We start from the raw sequence: 14,625 nt of genomic DNA, 5'->3' as shown, positions 1-14,625 counted from the left end.
TCACGTCAGGGCGTGCGGCCGGGCAGGAAGCCCTCGATGGTGGTGCCGGTGCCCCGGGCGCGTGCTTCGTCGCGGACGAACCGGGCCAGGGCCAGGTCCAGCACACCGAGTCCGAACGGGGAGAACACCACGGGGCGGCCGTCCTGCGGGACCGGCTCGGCGGTGCCCCGCAGCAGCGCGCCGATCGACGCGTGGATGAAGTCCCGGCCGCCGGTGTGCTGTTCGGCCAGGTGCGGCGAGGTCCGCTCGCGGCAGACGTGGTCCGGGTCGTCCACGACGTTGTGGGCGCCGAGGATCGCGGGGACGGTGAGGTCGCGCAGGGAGACGTGCAGCACGACGGTGCCGGGCGGGCAGGCGTCGAGGCCGGTGTGCGGGGTGGCGGAGGTGGTCGCGAAGGACACCAGGTCGTGTGCGGCCAGCGCCTCGTCGAGGCTCGCGCAGTGCCGTACCCGGGCGCCGGGCAGCAGCCGGGCGTGGTCGGCGGTGAAGCGGGCGGCGCGGGCCGGGTCCGTGTCGTACACGGCGAGGGAGTCGAGGTGGGGGTGGACGACGGCGAGGAAGCGGAGCACCTCGCGGTTGATGACGCCGGTGCCGACGAGGGTGACGCCGGTGGGCCGGCGGCCGTCCAGGAGCAGCCGGGAGGCGAGCGCGGCGGAGGCGGCGGTGCGCCGGGCGGAGATGAGGGAGCCCTCGATGAGGGCTTCGGGGTGCCCGGTCTGAAGGGAGTTGAGCAGGATCGCGGCGCTGGCGCGCTCGTGTCCGGCGGCGACGTTGCCGGGGAAGGACGAGATCCACTTCAGGCCGGCGACCTCGTTGCCCGGAGTGTCGTCCCCGGCGGCGGCGCCGAGGTAGCCGGGCAGGCCGATGATGCGGTCGCGGGGCCGGTCGGGGAAGCGCAGGAAGACGGAGTGCGGCAGTACGGTGCGGCCCTCGTCGTGCCGCTCGTAGGCCTCGGCGACGAGGTCCACGATCTCCTTCTCGTGGCCGCTCAGCAGCCCGTCCACCTGCCCGTGTTTGATGATCAGCATGCGCCCACCGCCGATGTGAGTTCGGGTTCCTGCCACAGCTGGGAGACCTCTCCGAAGTGGGCGCGGACCCAGGCGTCGGAGTAGATCGTGTCGAGGTAGCGGTCGCCCCGGTCGGGGAAGATCAGGACGATGTTGCGGCCGGCCGGGATGCGGGCCGCGAACTTGCCGAGGGCGGCGGTGACCGCGCCGGAGGAGCCGCCCGCGAGGATGGCCTCGCGGTCGGTGAGCGCCCGGCAGCCCACCACGCACTCCAGGTCGGAGACGTGCACGACCTCGTCGGCGAGCGCCGGGTCGAAGAGCGCGGGCCGTACCGCCGCGCCGTGTCCGGGCAGCAGCCGCGGCCCCAGGACCCCGCCGAACAGCACGCTGCCGAGGGCGTCCACGCCCACGAGGGTGGTGGGCAGCCGGTGTTCGCGGATGTAGCGGGCGCAGCCGGTGAGGGTGCCGCCGGTGCCGGTGGAGCAGAACAGGTAGTCGACGCGGCCGTCCAGCGCCTCGGCGATCTCGCGCATGGTGCGCTCGTGGGCCAGCGGGTTGCGGGGGTTGGCGTACTGGTTGGGCCAGTACGCGCCCGGGATGCTCGCGACGAGTTCCCGTACCCGCTTGACGCGGGTCGGCAGGTAGGCGCGGGTCTCGGGGTCGACCTCGGTGACCATGTCGACGGTGACGCGGTAGGCCCGCAGGATCGCCAGGTTCTGTTCGGTGGTCTTGGGGTCGACGACGCAGATGAAGTCGATGCCGAAGTAGCGGCAGATCTGCGCCATGCCGATGGCGAGGTTGCCGGAGGAGGACTCGACCACGGTGGACCGGCCGGGCACCAGGTCGCCGCTGCGGATCCGGCCGAGCAGCATGGAGAGCGCGGACCGGTCCTTGACGCTGCCGCCCGGATTGAACGCCTCCAGCTTGGCGAAGACGCGGGAGCCGAGCCGGGGCAGCAGTCCGGTGAGTTCCACCAGGGGTGTGTCGCCGACGCCGTCGAGGATGCCGTGGAGCACGGGCGCGGTCATGAGGCGCCGAGGGCGAGCAGGGCCCGCTTGTCGTCGCCGTCGGTCAGCGGGATGCGCCCGACGGGGCGGTCCGCGTCGTCGACGGCGGCGGTCAGGAAGCGTACGTACTGGTCGAAGAGGCGCTCCATGGTGGCCCGTTCGAAGAGCGCCGTGTCGTAGCGCAGCGCGACGGTCAGCCCGTTGGCGTCCCGCAGGACTTCAAGGGACACGTCGCACTGGCCCTCCAGGTGGGCCATCTCCAGGTAGGTGACGGTGACGCCGCCCACTTCCATCGGCACCCCGGCCGCGGCCACCTCCATGCCGCCGTCGAAGCGGTCGGTGGCGACCATCGTCATGGAGATCCGGTACAGCGGCCCCGCGTCCCCGGCGTCCCGGGCGACCAGCGGGAACGGGTACGAGGCGCGGGCGGTGGCCTGCCGGATGCGGTCCGCGGCGTCGGCGACGACCCGGCCCAGGGTGGCGCTGCGGTCGATCCGCGCGCGGACCAGCACCGGGTTGACGTAGTAGCCGACGACCTCGCGGGCCGCCGAGCGGCGGACCGAGGCCGGGCAGGCGATGAGGAAGTCCCGCATGCCGGTCCAGCGGTTCACCAGCGCCTGGAGCGCGCCGAGCGCCACGGCGAACTGGGAGACCTCCTGTCCGGCGGCGGCGGTCCGGATGCGCTCGGAGAGCGCGTCGGGCAGCCGGCGCACCAGGCTGGCGCCCTTGCTCGCCGGGGCGGCGGGGCGGGGCCGGTCGGTCGGGAACTCCCCGGCCTGGGAACCCGCGCACTCCTCCCGCCAGAACTCGGCCTGCCGGGCGCCGCGCGAGGAGTCGAGCAGGGTCCGCTCGGCCCGCACGAAGTGGTCGAAGTCGGTGGCCGGTGGTTCGAGACGCGGGTCCTTTCCCGCGGCCGCGTCCGCGAAGGCGGTGAGCAGGTCGCGCCAGAGCAGCCACTGCGAGAGCGCGTCGGTGGCGATGTGGTGCGTGACGATCACCGTCACGGCGTCCTTCGTGCCGCGCCGCAGCAGCACGGCCCGGAACGGGCCCTCCTCGGTGAGGCGGAACGGCCGGGCGACCTCCGCGTCCACCATCCGGCGCAGTTCCTCGTCGTCCACGTCCGCCACCTCACGCACGGTGAGGCGGCCGGTCGCGCCGGGCGGCAGGACGCGGCGGCGCGGCCCGGCCTCGGTGTCGGCGTACACCGAGCGGAGCATGGGGTGCCGCTCGGTGACCGCGTCGACCGCCCGCGCCAGGATCTCGGGATCCGGCGCCGGCTCCATGCGGACACCTCCCGCGAGGTGATAGGTGGAGCTTTCGGGAGCCAGGCTGTGCAGGAGCCACAGCCCTTCCTGGCCCACCGAGAGGGGCAGCGCCCCGCTCCCGGGATCCGTGTGGCTCATGGGTCAGACTCCCGCCTTGTGCGTCAGGAGAAAGTCGGCGACGTCACTGACCCGCAGCAGGTCGCCGACCTTGTCGTCCGGTACCGACAGGTTGAAGGCCTTCTCCACGGCGGCCAGCAGGTCGATCCGGGTCAGGGAGTCCATGCCGAGCTCCTCGAAGCTGGAGTCGGCACTCACCTCGCCCTCCAGGTCGGGGGCGGTGCGCAGGGTGAGGTTGATGATCTCGACGATCATTTCGTCTCTGGTCATGACGGTTCCGTCTCTGTGTGGAGTTCTCTGTGTGGAGTGAGCAGAAGTGGTACGAGGAAGGTGGTGCGCTCAGGGCATGTCGACGACCTGGCCCGCGTAGGTCAGCCCCGCGCCGAAGCCGAGCAGCAGGACCTTCTCGCCGGGGGTGGCGCGGCCGCTCTCCTTGAGGCGGCCCAGCGCCAGCGGCACGGAGGCCGCGGAGGTGTTGCCGGTGTCGACGACGTCGTTGACGACGCGGTCCTGCGGCAGGCCCAGGTTGTCCGTCAGGGTGCGGATGATCCGCTGGTTGGCCTGGTGCGGCACGAACCAGGCGATGTCCTCCAGGGTGACTCCGGCGGCGGCACACGCCCGGTGGGCGACGTCCGGCATGGTGGCCGTCGACCACTTGTAGACCAGCGGGCCGTTCATGGTGACGTACTCGCGGCCGTCGGCCTTCTCCGTGATGCCGAGCACCTCGTGCCGCGCGCCGTCCGCGCCCCACACCGCCGGGCCGATGCCGGCCGTCTCGGAGCGGGAGACCACGGCGGCACCGGCGCCGTCACCGAAGATGACGAAGGTGTCCGGGTCATTGGGGTCGATCCACTCGCTGGTCCGCTCGGCGCCGATGACCAGCGCGTGCCGGGCCTCGCCGAGGCGTACCGCGTTGGAGGCCATGGCCAGTGAGTAGGTGAAGCCGGCGCAGACCGCGTTCAGGTCGTACGCGCCGGAGTTCGGCAGTCCGATGCGGCTGGCGACCTCGGGGGCCACGCCGGGCATGCGGACGCGGCGGGTGGCGCTGGCGACGATGGTGAGGTCCACGTCGGCCGGGTCGATGTCGGCCGCGACCACGGCCTTCTCACCGGCGGCCGCCGCCATCGCGGCGATGGTCTCCTCCTCGTCCGCGTGGTGGCGTGTCTTGATGCCGGTGCGGCTCTCGATCCACTCCGGGGAGACCGTGGTCCGCCGCGACAGCTCCTCGTTGCCGACCAGGCGCGACGGCCGGTAGACCGCGAGGGCGGCTATGCGTGATCCGTGTGTGGTGAGCATCTCTCTTCCCAACGTCAGGATTCGGACGGTTCCGCCATGGCGACGGCGATCCGCCGGGGGCCGGTGAACGGCTCGCGGGCGTGCGCGGCGAGCATGTTGTCGACGATCAGCACGTCGTCGCGCTGCCAGTCGAAGCGGACGGACGCCGCCCGGTAGCAGCCGCGCAGGTGGTCGAGCACGTCGTCGGGGATGGTCCCGCCGTCGCCGTAGAAGGTGTGCGTGGGCAGGTCCTCGTCGTCGAAGATCGCGCGCAGCCCCTCGCCGACCTCCTTGGGCAGCGTGCTGGTGTGGAAGAACGTGGCGTGGTTGAACCACACCTCCTCGCCGCTGACCGGGTGCCGGTGCACGGCGCGGCGGACGGCCGTGGTGCGCAGTCCGCCGTCGGGCCGCCACTCGGCCTCGATGCGCCGCTCCGCGCAGTACGCGACCACGGCGTCCTTGTCCGAGGTGTTGAACGCCTCCTGCCAGGGCACGCCGAAGCCGGTGTGGAAGTTGCGCACCACCTGCCAGCCGCGCGCCTCGAACTCGGCCCGCACCTCGGGGTCGATCGCGGCGAGCACCTGCCGGATGTCGGCGAGCGGGGTCGCGCCCTGGGTGACGGCCGGTTCCACGCAGTAGAAGTAGAGCGTGCGCGGCCACACGCTTTGGTAGGAGTTCTCGTTGTGCAGGAAGATCTCCTCGCCCTGCGGGTAGTCCGTCGACGTGTAGACCTGGCCCTTGATGGTGGAGCGGGGCGAGGACCGTTCGGCGTAGGCCAGCGGCGGGGTGCCGGAGAAGGCGCGGACGGTCTGGTCGAAGCCGTCGACGCCGCCGACGTCGAAGCCGCGCAGCAGCAGCGAACCGCGCTGCCCGAGCAGGGCGCGCAGCTCGGCGCGGTGCCCGGTGAGGTAGTCGTGGATGGAGCGGCCGGGGGCGTCCGGCCGGCACAGGCCGGGCACGGTTCCGCTTCCCGACCAGCCGGCGGGGATCTCTTCCGAGGTGATGGTCATGGTCAACTCGCTTGGTCGTCGCGGCGTCGAAGGCCGGTTCACGTACCGGTCGGGAAGGGTTCTCGGACCGTGGACGGTCAGTCGGACATCGCCACCAGCACCCGCCGGTCGCCCGTGTAGGGGCGGCGGCCGTGCGCGAGCAGCAGGTTGTCGATGAGCAGCAGGTCGCCGGCGGTCCAGTCGACGTCGACCGCGTGGTCCAGGCCGCGGTCGCGGATCTGGAGCACGTACTCGGCGGGGATGGGGCCGCCGTCCGCGAAGGTCACCGACTGCGGCAGCTCGTCCTCGGAGAGGATCTGCGCGAGTTCCTTGGCGGTGTCGTCGCCGAGCCCGGCCGGGTGCCACTGGTCGGCCTGGTTGAACCAGACTTCGGTGCCGGTCACCGGGTGGACGGTGGTGGCGGGCCGCAGCGACTCGACGCGCAGGCTGCCGTCGCGGCGCCAGGTCCACTCGGCGCCCGCGCCCTTGAGGAACGTCTCCACCTCGCCGCGGTCGGCCGTCTCGAAGGTGTCCTGCCAGCTCTTGCCGAGGCCGTAGCCGTCGTGCAGGTTCTGCACGTAGCGCACGCCGCCCGCGAAGGCGTCGCGCACCTCCGGGTCGAGGGAGTCCAGCCAGAGCGCCGCGTCGAGCACGGGGGTGGCTCCGCCGCCGCCGGGGGTGATCTGGCAGAAGAAGGCCAGCCGGGCGGGCCAGGCATGGGCGTAGCTCATCTCGTTGTGCATCGAGATGGTGTACTCCTGCGGGTACTCCGTCGAGGTGTAGACGTTGCCCCCGACCTTGGTGCGCGGCGAGTTGCCGTGCACGTAGGCCAGCCGGTTCGGCAGCAGCCGGTCCAGTACGGGGTCCAGGGTGTCCGGGGTGATCCCGAAGCCGCGGAAGACCAGCGCCTTCTCGCGGGTCAGCGCCCCGGTCAGGCCGCCGTCCAGGGCGTCCACCCGGCGCAGCAGCTCCTCGGGGCCACCGCCCTCGGCCGCCGTGATCTCCGTCGGCGCCCAGGCCGCGGTATTCGCCATGTCACCTCTCCTTTCGCTGTGGTCCGTGATGTGTCGTGTACGGGGCGCGGGGCGGGTCAGGCCGCCCTGCCCACCGGGAGGCGGGCGAGCCGCGCCCTGATGTCGGCGGTCAGGGCCGCCTCCTGGGGCGCGAGGTAGAAGTGGTCGCCGGGGAAGGCGCGGACGGTGAAGCCGCCCCCGGTCAGCTCCGCCCAGGCCTCGACGCCCTCCCGTGAGACGCCGGGGTCGCGGTCGCCCAGGTAGGCCACCACCGGCGCCCGCACCACCGGGGGCCGCGGCCGCTCGTACGTCTCGATCAGCCGGTAGTCCGCCCGCAGCACCGGCAGCAGCAGCTCGCGCAGCTCCGGTACGGCGTACGCGTCGCCGCCGAGGGTGCCGAGCCGGGTCACGCCCGCCACCAGCACGTCGTCCGCCGCCCGGTGCAGCGCGGTGGACCGGGTGCGGTGCGGCGCGCCCCGCCCCGAGAGCAGCAGCAGCGCCGGGCCGGGGCCGTCGCTGTGCGGGCTCTCGAGCCGTACCGCGACCTCGTAGGCCACGGCGGCTCCCATGCTGTGGCCGAAGAGGACCAGCGGCAGGTCGCGTTCGGGGTCGAGCGCCTCGGAGATCCGGCCGGCCAGTTCGTCCATCGACTCCGCGCACGGCTCGTCCATCCGCTCCAGGCGGCCCGGGTAGCGCACCGCGAGGAGTTCGACGTCGGCGGGCAGCCGGGCGGCCCAGCCGTGGAAGAGCCGGGCGTTGCCGCCGGCGTGCGGGAAGCACACCAGGCGCAGCCGCGGCGCCACCGTCCCCCGGTAGCGGCGGAACCAGATCCCCGTCCCGGTCACAGCGCCATGCCGCCGTCGATCCGCACCACCTGGCCGGTGATGTACTCGGCCTGCGGCGAGACCAGGTAGGAGACCAGGGCGGCGACCTCGGCGGGGGTGCCGAAGCGGGCCAGCGGGATCCGGCCCATCGCCTCCTTGGCGACCGACTCGGGGACCCCGGCGACCATCTCGGTGTCGATGAAGCCGGGGGCGACCGCGTTGGCCCGTACGCCGTACCGGCCGAACTCCTTGGCCAGCGCCTGGGTCAGGCCGATGATGCCGGCCTTGGACGCCGAGTAGTTGGTCTGCCCGGCGTTGCCGACGACGCCGGCCACCGAGGAGAGCGTGACCACGGTGCCCTCGCGGCGGCGGATCATCGACCGCACCACGGACCGCAGCAGGTTGTAGGTCCCGTCGAGGTTGGTGCGCAGTACGGAGTCCCACTCGTCGTCCTGCATCAGGGCGAGCGGGCGGTCCCGGGTGATGCCCGCGGACGTCACCACCGCCGACACGGGGCCGAGGTCGTTCTCCACGTCGGCGACGAACGCGCGCACGCCGACCCGGTCGGCCACGTCCACCCGGCGGGTCAGGACCCGGCGGCCCGCGGCCCGGATCTCCTTGGCCACCTGCTCCGCCGCGCCCTCGTCGGACCGGTAGCAGATCGCGACGTCGAACCCGTCGTTCGCGAGCCGGGTGGCGACCGCGCGCCCGATCCCCCGGGATCCTCCGGTCACCAGCGCTGTCTGAGTCGGTTGCTCCGGCATCTGTCCCCCAAGCTCCGCCATCTCTCCCCCATCCGTTCGGGTGAGTTGAGCGTGTGTTCGGGGGCTATATCCGGCCTATAGGCAGCCTGCATCAGGCATGAGATGCCGCGTGGCCGCGCCCGCTGGAGGCGCGGCCCGCTAGGGGCGCGGGGAACTGCGCGACCAGCCACGACGGCGCAGCAGCCGACGAACGACCCTTCCAGCGGTGCGCTAAACGCAGGCCAGCGGATTGGGCAACGGAACATACCGGGCGTCCGCACCATCCGCTCCGGTCCACCGCAGAAGCAGATTCGTCTTCCCCGGCAGGGCCCCCGCACGGAGCAGTTCCCCGACCTCCGGCAGGTCGCCGTGGCGCAGCAGTTCCCGCCGTACGGCGGGCCACGGATCGAGCCCCGGGCGCCGCTCGGCGAGCACCGCCGCGAGTTCGGTGAGGTGGTTGACGAGCAGGCAGTACACAAGCCGCTCCCAGCCCGCCGCGCGCGTCACGCCGGGCAGCACCTTCACGCCCTCCGCGTCGCGGAACAGCGCCTGTACGGGCATGCCGTCGGCGTCGACGGCCACCAGCGTGTTCTGGAGGTGCGCTTCGAGTACGACGCCGTGCCGGGCGAACGCGTCGAGGACCGGCGGCACGACCTGCCGCAGATACGCGGCCCACCAGGCGCCGGGGTCGGCGGCCCGGTCGAGCGGGCTGCCGTCGAAGCCCTCCACGAGCGCCGCCGCGAGGACGGGCGTCGCGCCGGGCAGCAGATGCCCGCGCAGTCCGTCGCGGACCAGTACCGCGAGTTCCTCAAAGGCGAAGTCCGCGGTGCGGTAGCCGCGGTCGCCGAGCCAGGCGGCGGCGGTGTCCCCGGCGGCGAGCGCCGCGCCGGCCGCCGCGTCGGTGCGGCACAGCTTCAGCAGGTCGTGCCGCCACAGCCGGCGGATGTCGTTGGTGATGCGGACATCGAGGCTGAACTTGAGGAAGAGGTCGTCCTCGGGCGCGTACACCGTGCGGACGGCGGCCGTCGGCCAGACCGGGCGGGCGGTGCGGCCGAGCCGCAGCAGCCGGCCGTCCGCGAGGGCGGCGCGGATCTCCGGCTGCGCCGCGGTCAGTTCGAGCTGCCAGGGGTGGGCCGGGAGCAGCCGGTAGCCGGGCGGCGCGGTGCCGAGGGCGTCGAGCGCCGAGGGGTCGCCCTCCTCCACCACGGCGTCCTCGCGCACGGCGAGCAGTTCCAGCGGGAATTCCGCGTACGCCTCGGGGGCGTACGGCAGCCAGGCGGTGACCGGTCCGCCGCCGCGCGCCTTGGGCGCCGGGTGGTGCGGGTGCCCGGTGACCAGGGACTGTTCGGAGCGCCGGTAGAGGTCGTCCGGCGGGGCGAGGCGGGCGCGGGCGGCGAGCAGCGCGGCCACCGCCTCGCGGCTGTCGAGCATCTCGGCGGGCAGTTCGGAGTTGACCAGGCCGGTGTGGCGGCGCAGTTCGTCCGCCGTGAGCTTGACCAGCTCGGCGTGGGTGAGAGGGTGCCAGGCGCCCGTCGAGTACAGCTGGGGCCGGGTGGGCCGCCGGTCGCCGCTGACCCGCAGCAGCCGTCCGCTGGCCCGCAGCCGGTACACACCCTGGCCGTCGGCGGCCTCGCCCACCTCCCGCAACAGGCAGTTGAGCAACGGCGCGACGGCGAGGTCGTCGGCCGCCTCCGCCACGCCCGCCGTCTCCCCCACGCCCGCCGTCCCGGCCACGCCCGCCGTCCCGGCCACGCCCGCCGTCTCCCCCACGCCCGCCGTCCCGGCCACGCCCGCCGTCCCGGCCACGCCCGCCGTCCCGGCCACGTCCGCCGTCCCGGTCACGTCCGCCTCGCCGAGCGCGGTCGCCATCCCGGCCACGCCCGCTCCGTCGACCGCGGCCGCCCCGTCCACGGGTTCGGCGGAATCGGCCATGTCGGGCCGACCGGCCATGTCGATCGTGTCTTTCATGTCGGTCATGTCGTCCACGCGGGGCATGGGGTGCATGGAGTCCACGCGATCCACTCGTTCCATACGGCACTGTGCTGGTGATCAGTATGACCGTGCGTGAGGTGTGATGGCACCGGTGACCATGTGCGATCGCACCGGTGACCAGCGTGCCCGTACCCGCCGGTACCCGCCACACCGCCCCCGCATCGAGGAGTCCCACCGTGCACCGACCCCCCACCCCTGGCCTCGGATTCGCCGCCGAGCTCGACGCGCTGCGCCCCGGACTGGCGGAGCCGTACGCTGCGGCCCTGCCCGGTGCCGGGGCCGCGGTCCTGTCCCGGCTGTGGCGCGCGCTGGCCCACGAGCCGCTGCCCTGGGTCACGCACCGCGCACGGGAGCACGAGGGGCTCACGCTCCGTCTCGCCGACGGCCGGCGGCTCCAGGGACCGCCCGCCGACCCGTACACGACGGCGGACCACGTCACCGAAGTCCGCCTCGACGGGCGGCCGTACGCCGGTCCGGCGGCGCTGATGACGGCGCTCGGCGTCCCGCACGGTGCCGCCTTCGCCGCCGAACTCGCGGACAGCGTCGCCTCGCTGGCGCTGTCCCGGGCCGCGCAGCCGAGCGGTGACGTCCGGGTCCGCGGCCGGCTCCCGGTGCCGGGGTGGGAGTGGGAGCAGCGAGTGGTCGACGGGCACCCGTACCACCCGAACTGCCGCTCGCGGCCCGGATTCACCGTGGCCGAGCAACTGGCGTACGGGCCCGAGCACCGCCCGCTGGTGGAGCTGCGGTACGTGGCGGTGGACGCCTCCGCCGTGACGGGCGAGTGGCCGGGGTGGCTGCGCGAAGGCGGCCGGGTGCTGATACCCGTCCACCCCTGGCAGGCGGAGCACGTGCTCGGCGTGCCGGTCCTGCCGGGTCCCGCCGCCCACCCGCTGATGTCCCTGCGCACCCTAGCCCTCGCCGGGGGCCCGGCCGCCGAACAGGCGGGCGTGCACGTCAAGACCGCGCTGAGCACCCGGCTCACCTCCTCCGTGCGGGACATCTCGGTCGCCTCGATCGTCATGGCGGCGCCGGTGTCGGCGTTCATGGAGAAGGCCGCCGCGTACACGGACGGGCTGCTGGACATCACCCGCACCCTGGGCGCGGTCACCACCGGTTCGCCCGATCTGGCCGCGATGGTGCGCGAGTCCCCGGACGCGTACGCCGGGACGGGCGAGCGGGTGGTCCCGGTGGCCGCCCTCCCCGGCACCGGGCTGCCCAGGTCCGCCGCCTGGCTGGCCGACTTCGCGCGTCTGACCCTGCGGGCCGGGCTGCGCCTGCTCGACCTGGGAGTGGCCCTGGAGGCGCACGGACAGAACCTTCTGGTCGTCCTCTCCCCCTCGGGCGCCCCGCTGCGGCTGGTCTACCGCGACCTGTCCGACATCCGGGTCAGCCCGGTCCGGCTGGCCCGGCACGGCATCCCGGCCCCGGAGCCGGCGGCCCGCATCATCACGGACGACGTGACGGCGCTGCGCCGCAAGCTGTTCGGTTCGCTCGTGGCCGGCACGCTGGGCGCCACGGCGGGTTCCACGGCCGCGCTGCGCACCGCCCTCGGCACCGCCGTACGGGATCTGCCGGACACCGCCGATCTCGCCGCGCTGCTCGAGGACCCGCTGCCGGTCAAGGCGCTGACGCTGATGCGGCTGTCCCCGGGGACACCGGGCGACCAGTGGACGGCGCTGCCCAACCCGCTGGCGGGGCCGCGGGCGTGACCCGGCCGTTTTGAAGCGCGGCACCTTTGCTCAATAGGATCCGGCGATGATCACAAGACAACGGCTGGCGACGGGGATCTGTGCCCTGCTCGCCGCCCTGACGGCCGGGATCGCCGTCCCGTCCGCGGCGGTCGCCGACGAGACGACCGCGACCGCCCCCAAGGTCGAACTCGTCCTGGACGTCAGCGGTTCGATGCGGACGAAGGACATCGACGGCGGCACCCGGATGGCCGCGGCGAAGCAGGCGTTCAACGAGGTGCTCGACGCGACGCCCGAGGAGGTCCAGCTCGGGATACGGACGCTCGGCGCGAACTACCCGGGCGACGACCGGAAGACGGGCTGCAAGGACACCGCGCAGCTCTACCCGGTCGGCCCGCTGGACCGCACCGACGCCAAGACCGCGGTCGCGACCCTCGTCCCCACCGGCTGGACGCCGATCGGGCCCGCGCTGCGCAAGGCCGCCGACGACCTCGACGGCGGCGAGGGCTCCCGGCGGATCGTGCTGATCAGCGACGGCGAGGACACCTGCCAGCCGCTCGACCCCTGCGAGGTGGCCCGCGAGATCGCCGCCAAGGGCATCGGCCTGACCATCGACACCCTGGGCCTGGTGCCCGACGCGAAGACCCGCGACCAGCTCTCCTGCATCGCGGAGGCCACCGGCGGCACCTACACCTCGGTGCAGCACAAGGAGGAACTCTCCGACCGCGTCGGCCAGTTGGTCGATCGGGCGGCCGACCCGGTGGTGACACCGGTCGCCGTGGACGGCGCCGACGCCTGTGCCAAGGCCCCCGAGCTGAAGTCCGGTCTCTACACCGACCGCGAGGAGTTCGGCCAGGAGCGCTGGTACCGCGTCGACGTCGAGCCGGGCAAGGAACTGCGCGCCTCCGTGAGCGTGTCGGCGGACCGCGCCGTCAACCCGGACTACGGCGTCCTGCTGCGCGCGGTCACCGTGCACGGCCGGGAGATCGTCCGCGGCGAGGCCGCGGGCAACGGCCGTACCGACGTCATGTCCACCGGTCTGCGCTACCCCAAGGCGGAGAGCGACGACGACGAGGACACGACCCCCGAGACGGTCTGCCTCCAGGTGACCAACTCCTTCTCCGCGGCCGGCGGCGTCAAGACCACCCCGGGTCTGCCGCTGGAGCTGACCGTCGACGTCGTCGACGGGCCCGACCAGGCGGGCGACGTGGCCTCGTTCGGCCTCGGCCGCGGCTGGTGGCTGCTGGCCGCCCTGGTGCTCACCGGCTTCCTCGCGGGTGTGCTGTGGGGCTGGATCTCCCGCTGGCGGGTCGCGGTCTGGAGGACCAACTGATGCGTACCGTACGAGTCACCCGCGCCGCCCGTGTGCTGACCGCCGGGCTGTTCGCGCTCGGCGCGGCATTCTTCCCGGCCACCGCCTCCCCGGCCACCGCCGACTCCTCGCCGTCGGCGAGCCCGTCGGACGACGACGGCGCGCCCACCGAGGCGGGCACCTCCTTCCGCACGGCGACGGAGCTGGACCTCGGCCAGCAGGGCACCGCGGGCGGCTCCACGGGGGACTACCTGTACTGGTCGTTCCCCGCGGACGCCGGCCAGCGGCCCACCGTGAAGGCGACCGTCAAACTGCCGGACTCGCACGCGGGCGAGACCTGGCAGCTCGACGTGTACGACGGGCTGCGGCGCCGCCAGGCGTGCCAGTACGGCGCGCAGACGCGGACGGCGGCCCAGGGCACGGGTTCGGTGGACCTGTCCTGCACGCTGCGCACGGTCCGCGCCTGGTCCGAGCCGTGGGCCGACGACCCGCTGCCGGGCACGTACTACATCCGGCTGACCGTGACCGGCCTGCCGTCGTCCGACCAGGGGCTGCCGGTCAGCGCCGAGGTGCAGGCGGACGCCAAGGACATCGGCGGTGCGGCGGCGGTGGACGGCTCCCTGGCGAAGCCGCTGGTCCCGGGCATCGCCACGGCCGAGCAGGCCGAGGACACCGGCGAGTCGGACGACTCCCCCGCGGCCGTGCTGTCGTCCATCGAACCGGACGACGGCTGGACCTCCGGCTGGTGGTCCGACCGCTGGGTGTGGACGGCGATCGGCGGCGTCCTGGCCGCCCTGGCCGGCATCGGCGGCTACGCCCTGACCCGCGGCTCGGGCCGCCCGTCCCGGGTACCGCCGGGCGCCTGAGCGGTACCGGAGGCCCACGGAGGCCCGCCGTGCCCGCACGGGGCGCGACGGGCCTCCCACCGCACGCGGCGTACGGGGCGCGGCGGGCTCCCCGCCGTACGCGGCGCACGGGGCCCGGCGGACTCCCCGCCACACGCGCCACACGCGGCACACGAGGGCGCGACGGGCTTCTCACCGCGCCCGACCGAGGCCCGACGGGCCTCTCGCCGCGCCCGACCGAGGCCCGACGGGGCTCCCGCCATACGCGACACACGGACACGGCAGGCCCCCCGCCGGACGCGGCACACGAGGCCCGGCAGACCTCCCCCCACACGCGGCACACGAGGGCGCGACGGGCTTCTCACCGCGCCCGACCGAGGCCCGACGGGCCTCTCGCCGCGCCCGACCGAGGCCCAACGGGGCTCCCGCCATACGCGACACACGGACACGGCAGGCCCCCCGCCGGACGCGGCACACGAGGCCCGGCAGGCCTCCCTCCACACGCGGCACACGAGGCCCGGCCGGGCGGTCCGCCGTACGCGGCACAC

13 protein-coding genes are annotated in these 14,625 nt (G+C 73.9%); 3 read left to right on the top strand and 10 right to left on the bottom strand.

Going from position 1 to position 14,625, the window contains the following annotated elements:
* Positions 1–5 precede the first annotated feature (5 nt).
* The 10 genes from sbnB to ACFV6E_RS17065 all read right to left on the bottom strand — a co-directional run bounded on the left by sbnB (position 6) and on the right by ACFV6E_RS17065 (position 10,217).
* The gene (sbnB, locus tag ACFV6E_RS17110) at positions 6–1,028 is read right to left on the bottom strand and encodes a 2,3-diaminopropionate biosynthesis protein SbnB (RefSeq protein ID WP_385171273.1); all 1,023 of its coding nucleotides are present in this window, start codon (positions 1,026–1,028) and stop codon (positions 6–8) included.
* Positions 1,022–2,035: a 2,3-diaminopropionate biosynthesis protein SbnA gene (sbnA, locus tag ACFV6E_RS17105; RefSeq protein ID WP_385462385.1), complete on the bottom strand. Its 1,014-nt coding sequence runs from the start codon at positions 2,033–2,035 to the stop codon at positions 1,022–1,024. Before sbnA ends, sbnB begins: the two co-directional genes overlap by 7 nt.
* On the bottom strand, positions 2,032–3,417 hold the full coding sequence (locus ACFV6E_RS17100) for a condensation domain-containing protein (RefSeq protein WP_385171278.1): 1,386 nt from the start codon (positions 3,415–3,417) through the stop codon (positions 2,032–2,034). Before ACFV6E_RS17100 ends, sbnA begins: the two co-directional genes overlap by 4 nt.
* 3 nt (positions 3,418–3,420) lie before the next feature.
* Entirely contained in the window at positions 3,421–3,666 is a 246-nt protein-coding gene (locus ACFV6E_RS17095; protein ID WP_385462382.1) for an acyl carrier protein, read from the bottom strand.
* 69 nt (positions 3,667–3,735) lie between these two features.
* On the bottom strand, positions 3,736–4,692 hold the full coding sequence (locus ACFV6E_RS17090; RefSeq protein WP_385462379.1) for a beta-ketoacyl-ACP synthase 3: 957 nt from the start codon (positions 4,690–4,692) through the stop codon (positions 3,736–3,738).
* Positions 4,693–4,706: 14 nt separating this feature from the next.
* Positions 4,707–5,681, bottom strand: a complete 975-nt coding sequence (locus ACFV6E_RS17085) for a TauD/TfdA family dioxygenase (protein WP_385462376.1) — start codon at positions 5,679–5,681, stop codon at positions 4,707–4,709.
* A gap of 77 nt (positions 5,682–5,758) precedes the next feature.
* A complete protein-coding gene (locus ACFV6E_RS17080; protein WP_385171289.1) occupies positions 5,759–6,694 on the bottom strand; it encodes a TauD/TfdA family dioxygenase in 936 nt (311 codons plus the stop codon).
* Positions 6,695–6,750: 56 nt separating this feature from the next.
* Complete coding sequence (locus ACFV6E_RS17075) at positions 6,751–7,518, bottom strand: thioesterase II family protein (RefSeq protein ID WP_385171292.1); 768 nt, start codon at positions 7,516–7,518, stop codon at positions 6,751–6,753.
* Positions 7,515–8,261, bottom strand: coding sequence for a 3-oxoacyl-[acyl-carrier-protein] reductase (gene fabG, locus ACFV6E_RS17070; protein WP_385171295.1), 747 nt, complete (start codon positions 8,259–8,261; stop codon positions 7,515–7,517). The genes ACFV6E_RS17075 and fabG overlap by 4 nt, the downstream gene beginning before the upstream one ends.
* Positions 8,262–8,471: 210 nt before the next feature.
* Positions 8,472–10,217: an IucA/IucC family protein gene (locus ACFV6E_RS17065; RefSeq protein ID WP_385462374.1), complete on the bottom strand. Its 1,746-nt coding sequence runs from the start codon at positions 10,215–10,217 to the stop codon at positions 8,472–8,474.
* 191 nt (positions 10,218–10,408) lie between these two features.
* On the opposite strand from ACFV6E_RS17065, the gene ACFV6E_RS17060 reads away from it, so the two are divergent.
* The 3 genes from ACFV6E_RS17060 to ACFV6E_RS17050 are packed head-to-tail and all read left to right on the top strand — an operon-like array spanning position 10,409 to position 14,098.
* Entirely contained in the window at positions 10,409–11,941 is a 1,533-nt protein-coding gene (locus ACFV6E_RS17060) for an IucA/IucC family protein (RefSeq protein ID WP_385462371.1), read from the top strand.
* A gap of 46 nt (positions 11,942–11,987) precedes the next feature.
* Complete coding sequence (locus ACFV6E_RS17055) at positions 11,988–13,253, top strand: VWA domain-containing protein (protein WP_385462368.1); 1,266 nt, start codon at positions 11,988–11,990, stop codon at positions 13,251–13,253.
* Positions 13,253–14,098 carry a hypothetical protein gene (locus ACFV6E_RS17050; RefSeq protein ID WP_385462365.1) on the top strand — a complete coding sequence of 282 codons (846 nt, stop codon included), beginning with the start codon at positions 13,253–13,255 and terminating at the stop codon, positions 14,096–14,098. Before ACFV6E_RS17055 ends, ACFV6E_RS17050 begins: the two co-directional genes overlap by 1 nt.
* Positions 14,099–14,625: the final 527 nt, after the last annotated feature.

It is taken from the genome of Streptomyces sp. NPDC059785 (assembly GCF_042732375.1).
Classification (GTDB): domain Bacteria; phylum Actinomycetota; class Actinomycetes; order Streptomycetales; family Streptomycetaceae; genus Streptomyces.
This window is presented reverse-complemented; position numbering and strand designations above follow the sequence as displayed.

What these genes read in the sequence shown, in the direction of transcription:
- sbnB (WP_385171273.1), bottom strand. Translation starts at nt 1,028, where the DNA reads ATGCTGATCATCAAACACGGGCAGGTGGACGGGCTGCTGAGCGGCCAC.
- sbnA (WP_385462385.1), bottom strand. Translation starts at nt 2,035, where the DNA reads ATGACCGCGCCCGTGCTCCACGGCATCCTCGACGGCGTCGGCGACACA.
- ACFV6E_RS17100 (WP_385171278.1), bottom strand. Translation starts at nt 3,417, where the DNA reads ATGAGCCACACGGATCCCGGGAGCGGGGCGCTGCCCCTCTCGGTGGGC.
- ACFV6E_RS17095 (WP_385462382.1), bottom strand. Translation starts at nt 3,666, where the DNA reads ATGACCAGAGACGAAATGATCGTCGAGATCATCAACCTCACCCTGCGC.
- ACFV6E_RS17090 (WP_385462379.1), bottom strand. Translation starts at nt 4,692, where the DNA reads ATGCTCACCACACACGGATCACGCATAGCCGCCCTCGCGGTCTACCGG.
- ACFV6E_RS17085 (WP_385462376.1), bottom strand. Translation starts at nt 5,681, where the DNA reads ATGACCATCACCTCGGAAGAGATCCCCGCCGGCTGGTCGGGAAGCGGA.
- ACFV6E_RS17080 (WP_385171289.1), bottom strand. Translation starts at nt 6,694, where the DNA reads ATGGCGAATACCGCGGCCTGGGCGCCGACGGAGATCACGGCGGCCGAG.
- fabG (WP_385171295.1), bottom strand. Translation starts at nt 8,261, where the DNA reads ATGCCGGAGCAACCGACTCAGACAGCGCTGGTGACCGGAGGATCCCGG.
- ACFV6E_RS17065 (WP_385462374.1), bottom strand. Translation starts at nt 10,217, where the DNA reads ATGACCGACATGAAAGACACGATCGACATGGCCGGTCGGCCCGACATG.
- ACFV6E_RS17055 (WP_385462368.1), top strand. Translation starts at nt 11,988, where the DNA reads ATGATCACAAGACAACGGCTGGCGACGGGGATCTGTGCCCTGCTCGCC.
- ACFV6E_RS17050 (WP_385462365.1), top strand. Translation starts at nt 13,253, where the DNA reads ATGCGTACCGTACGAGTCACCCGCGCCGCCCGTGTGCTGACCGCCGGG.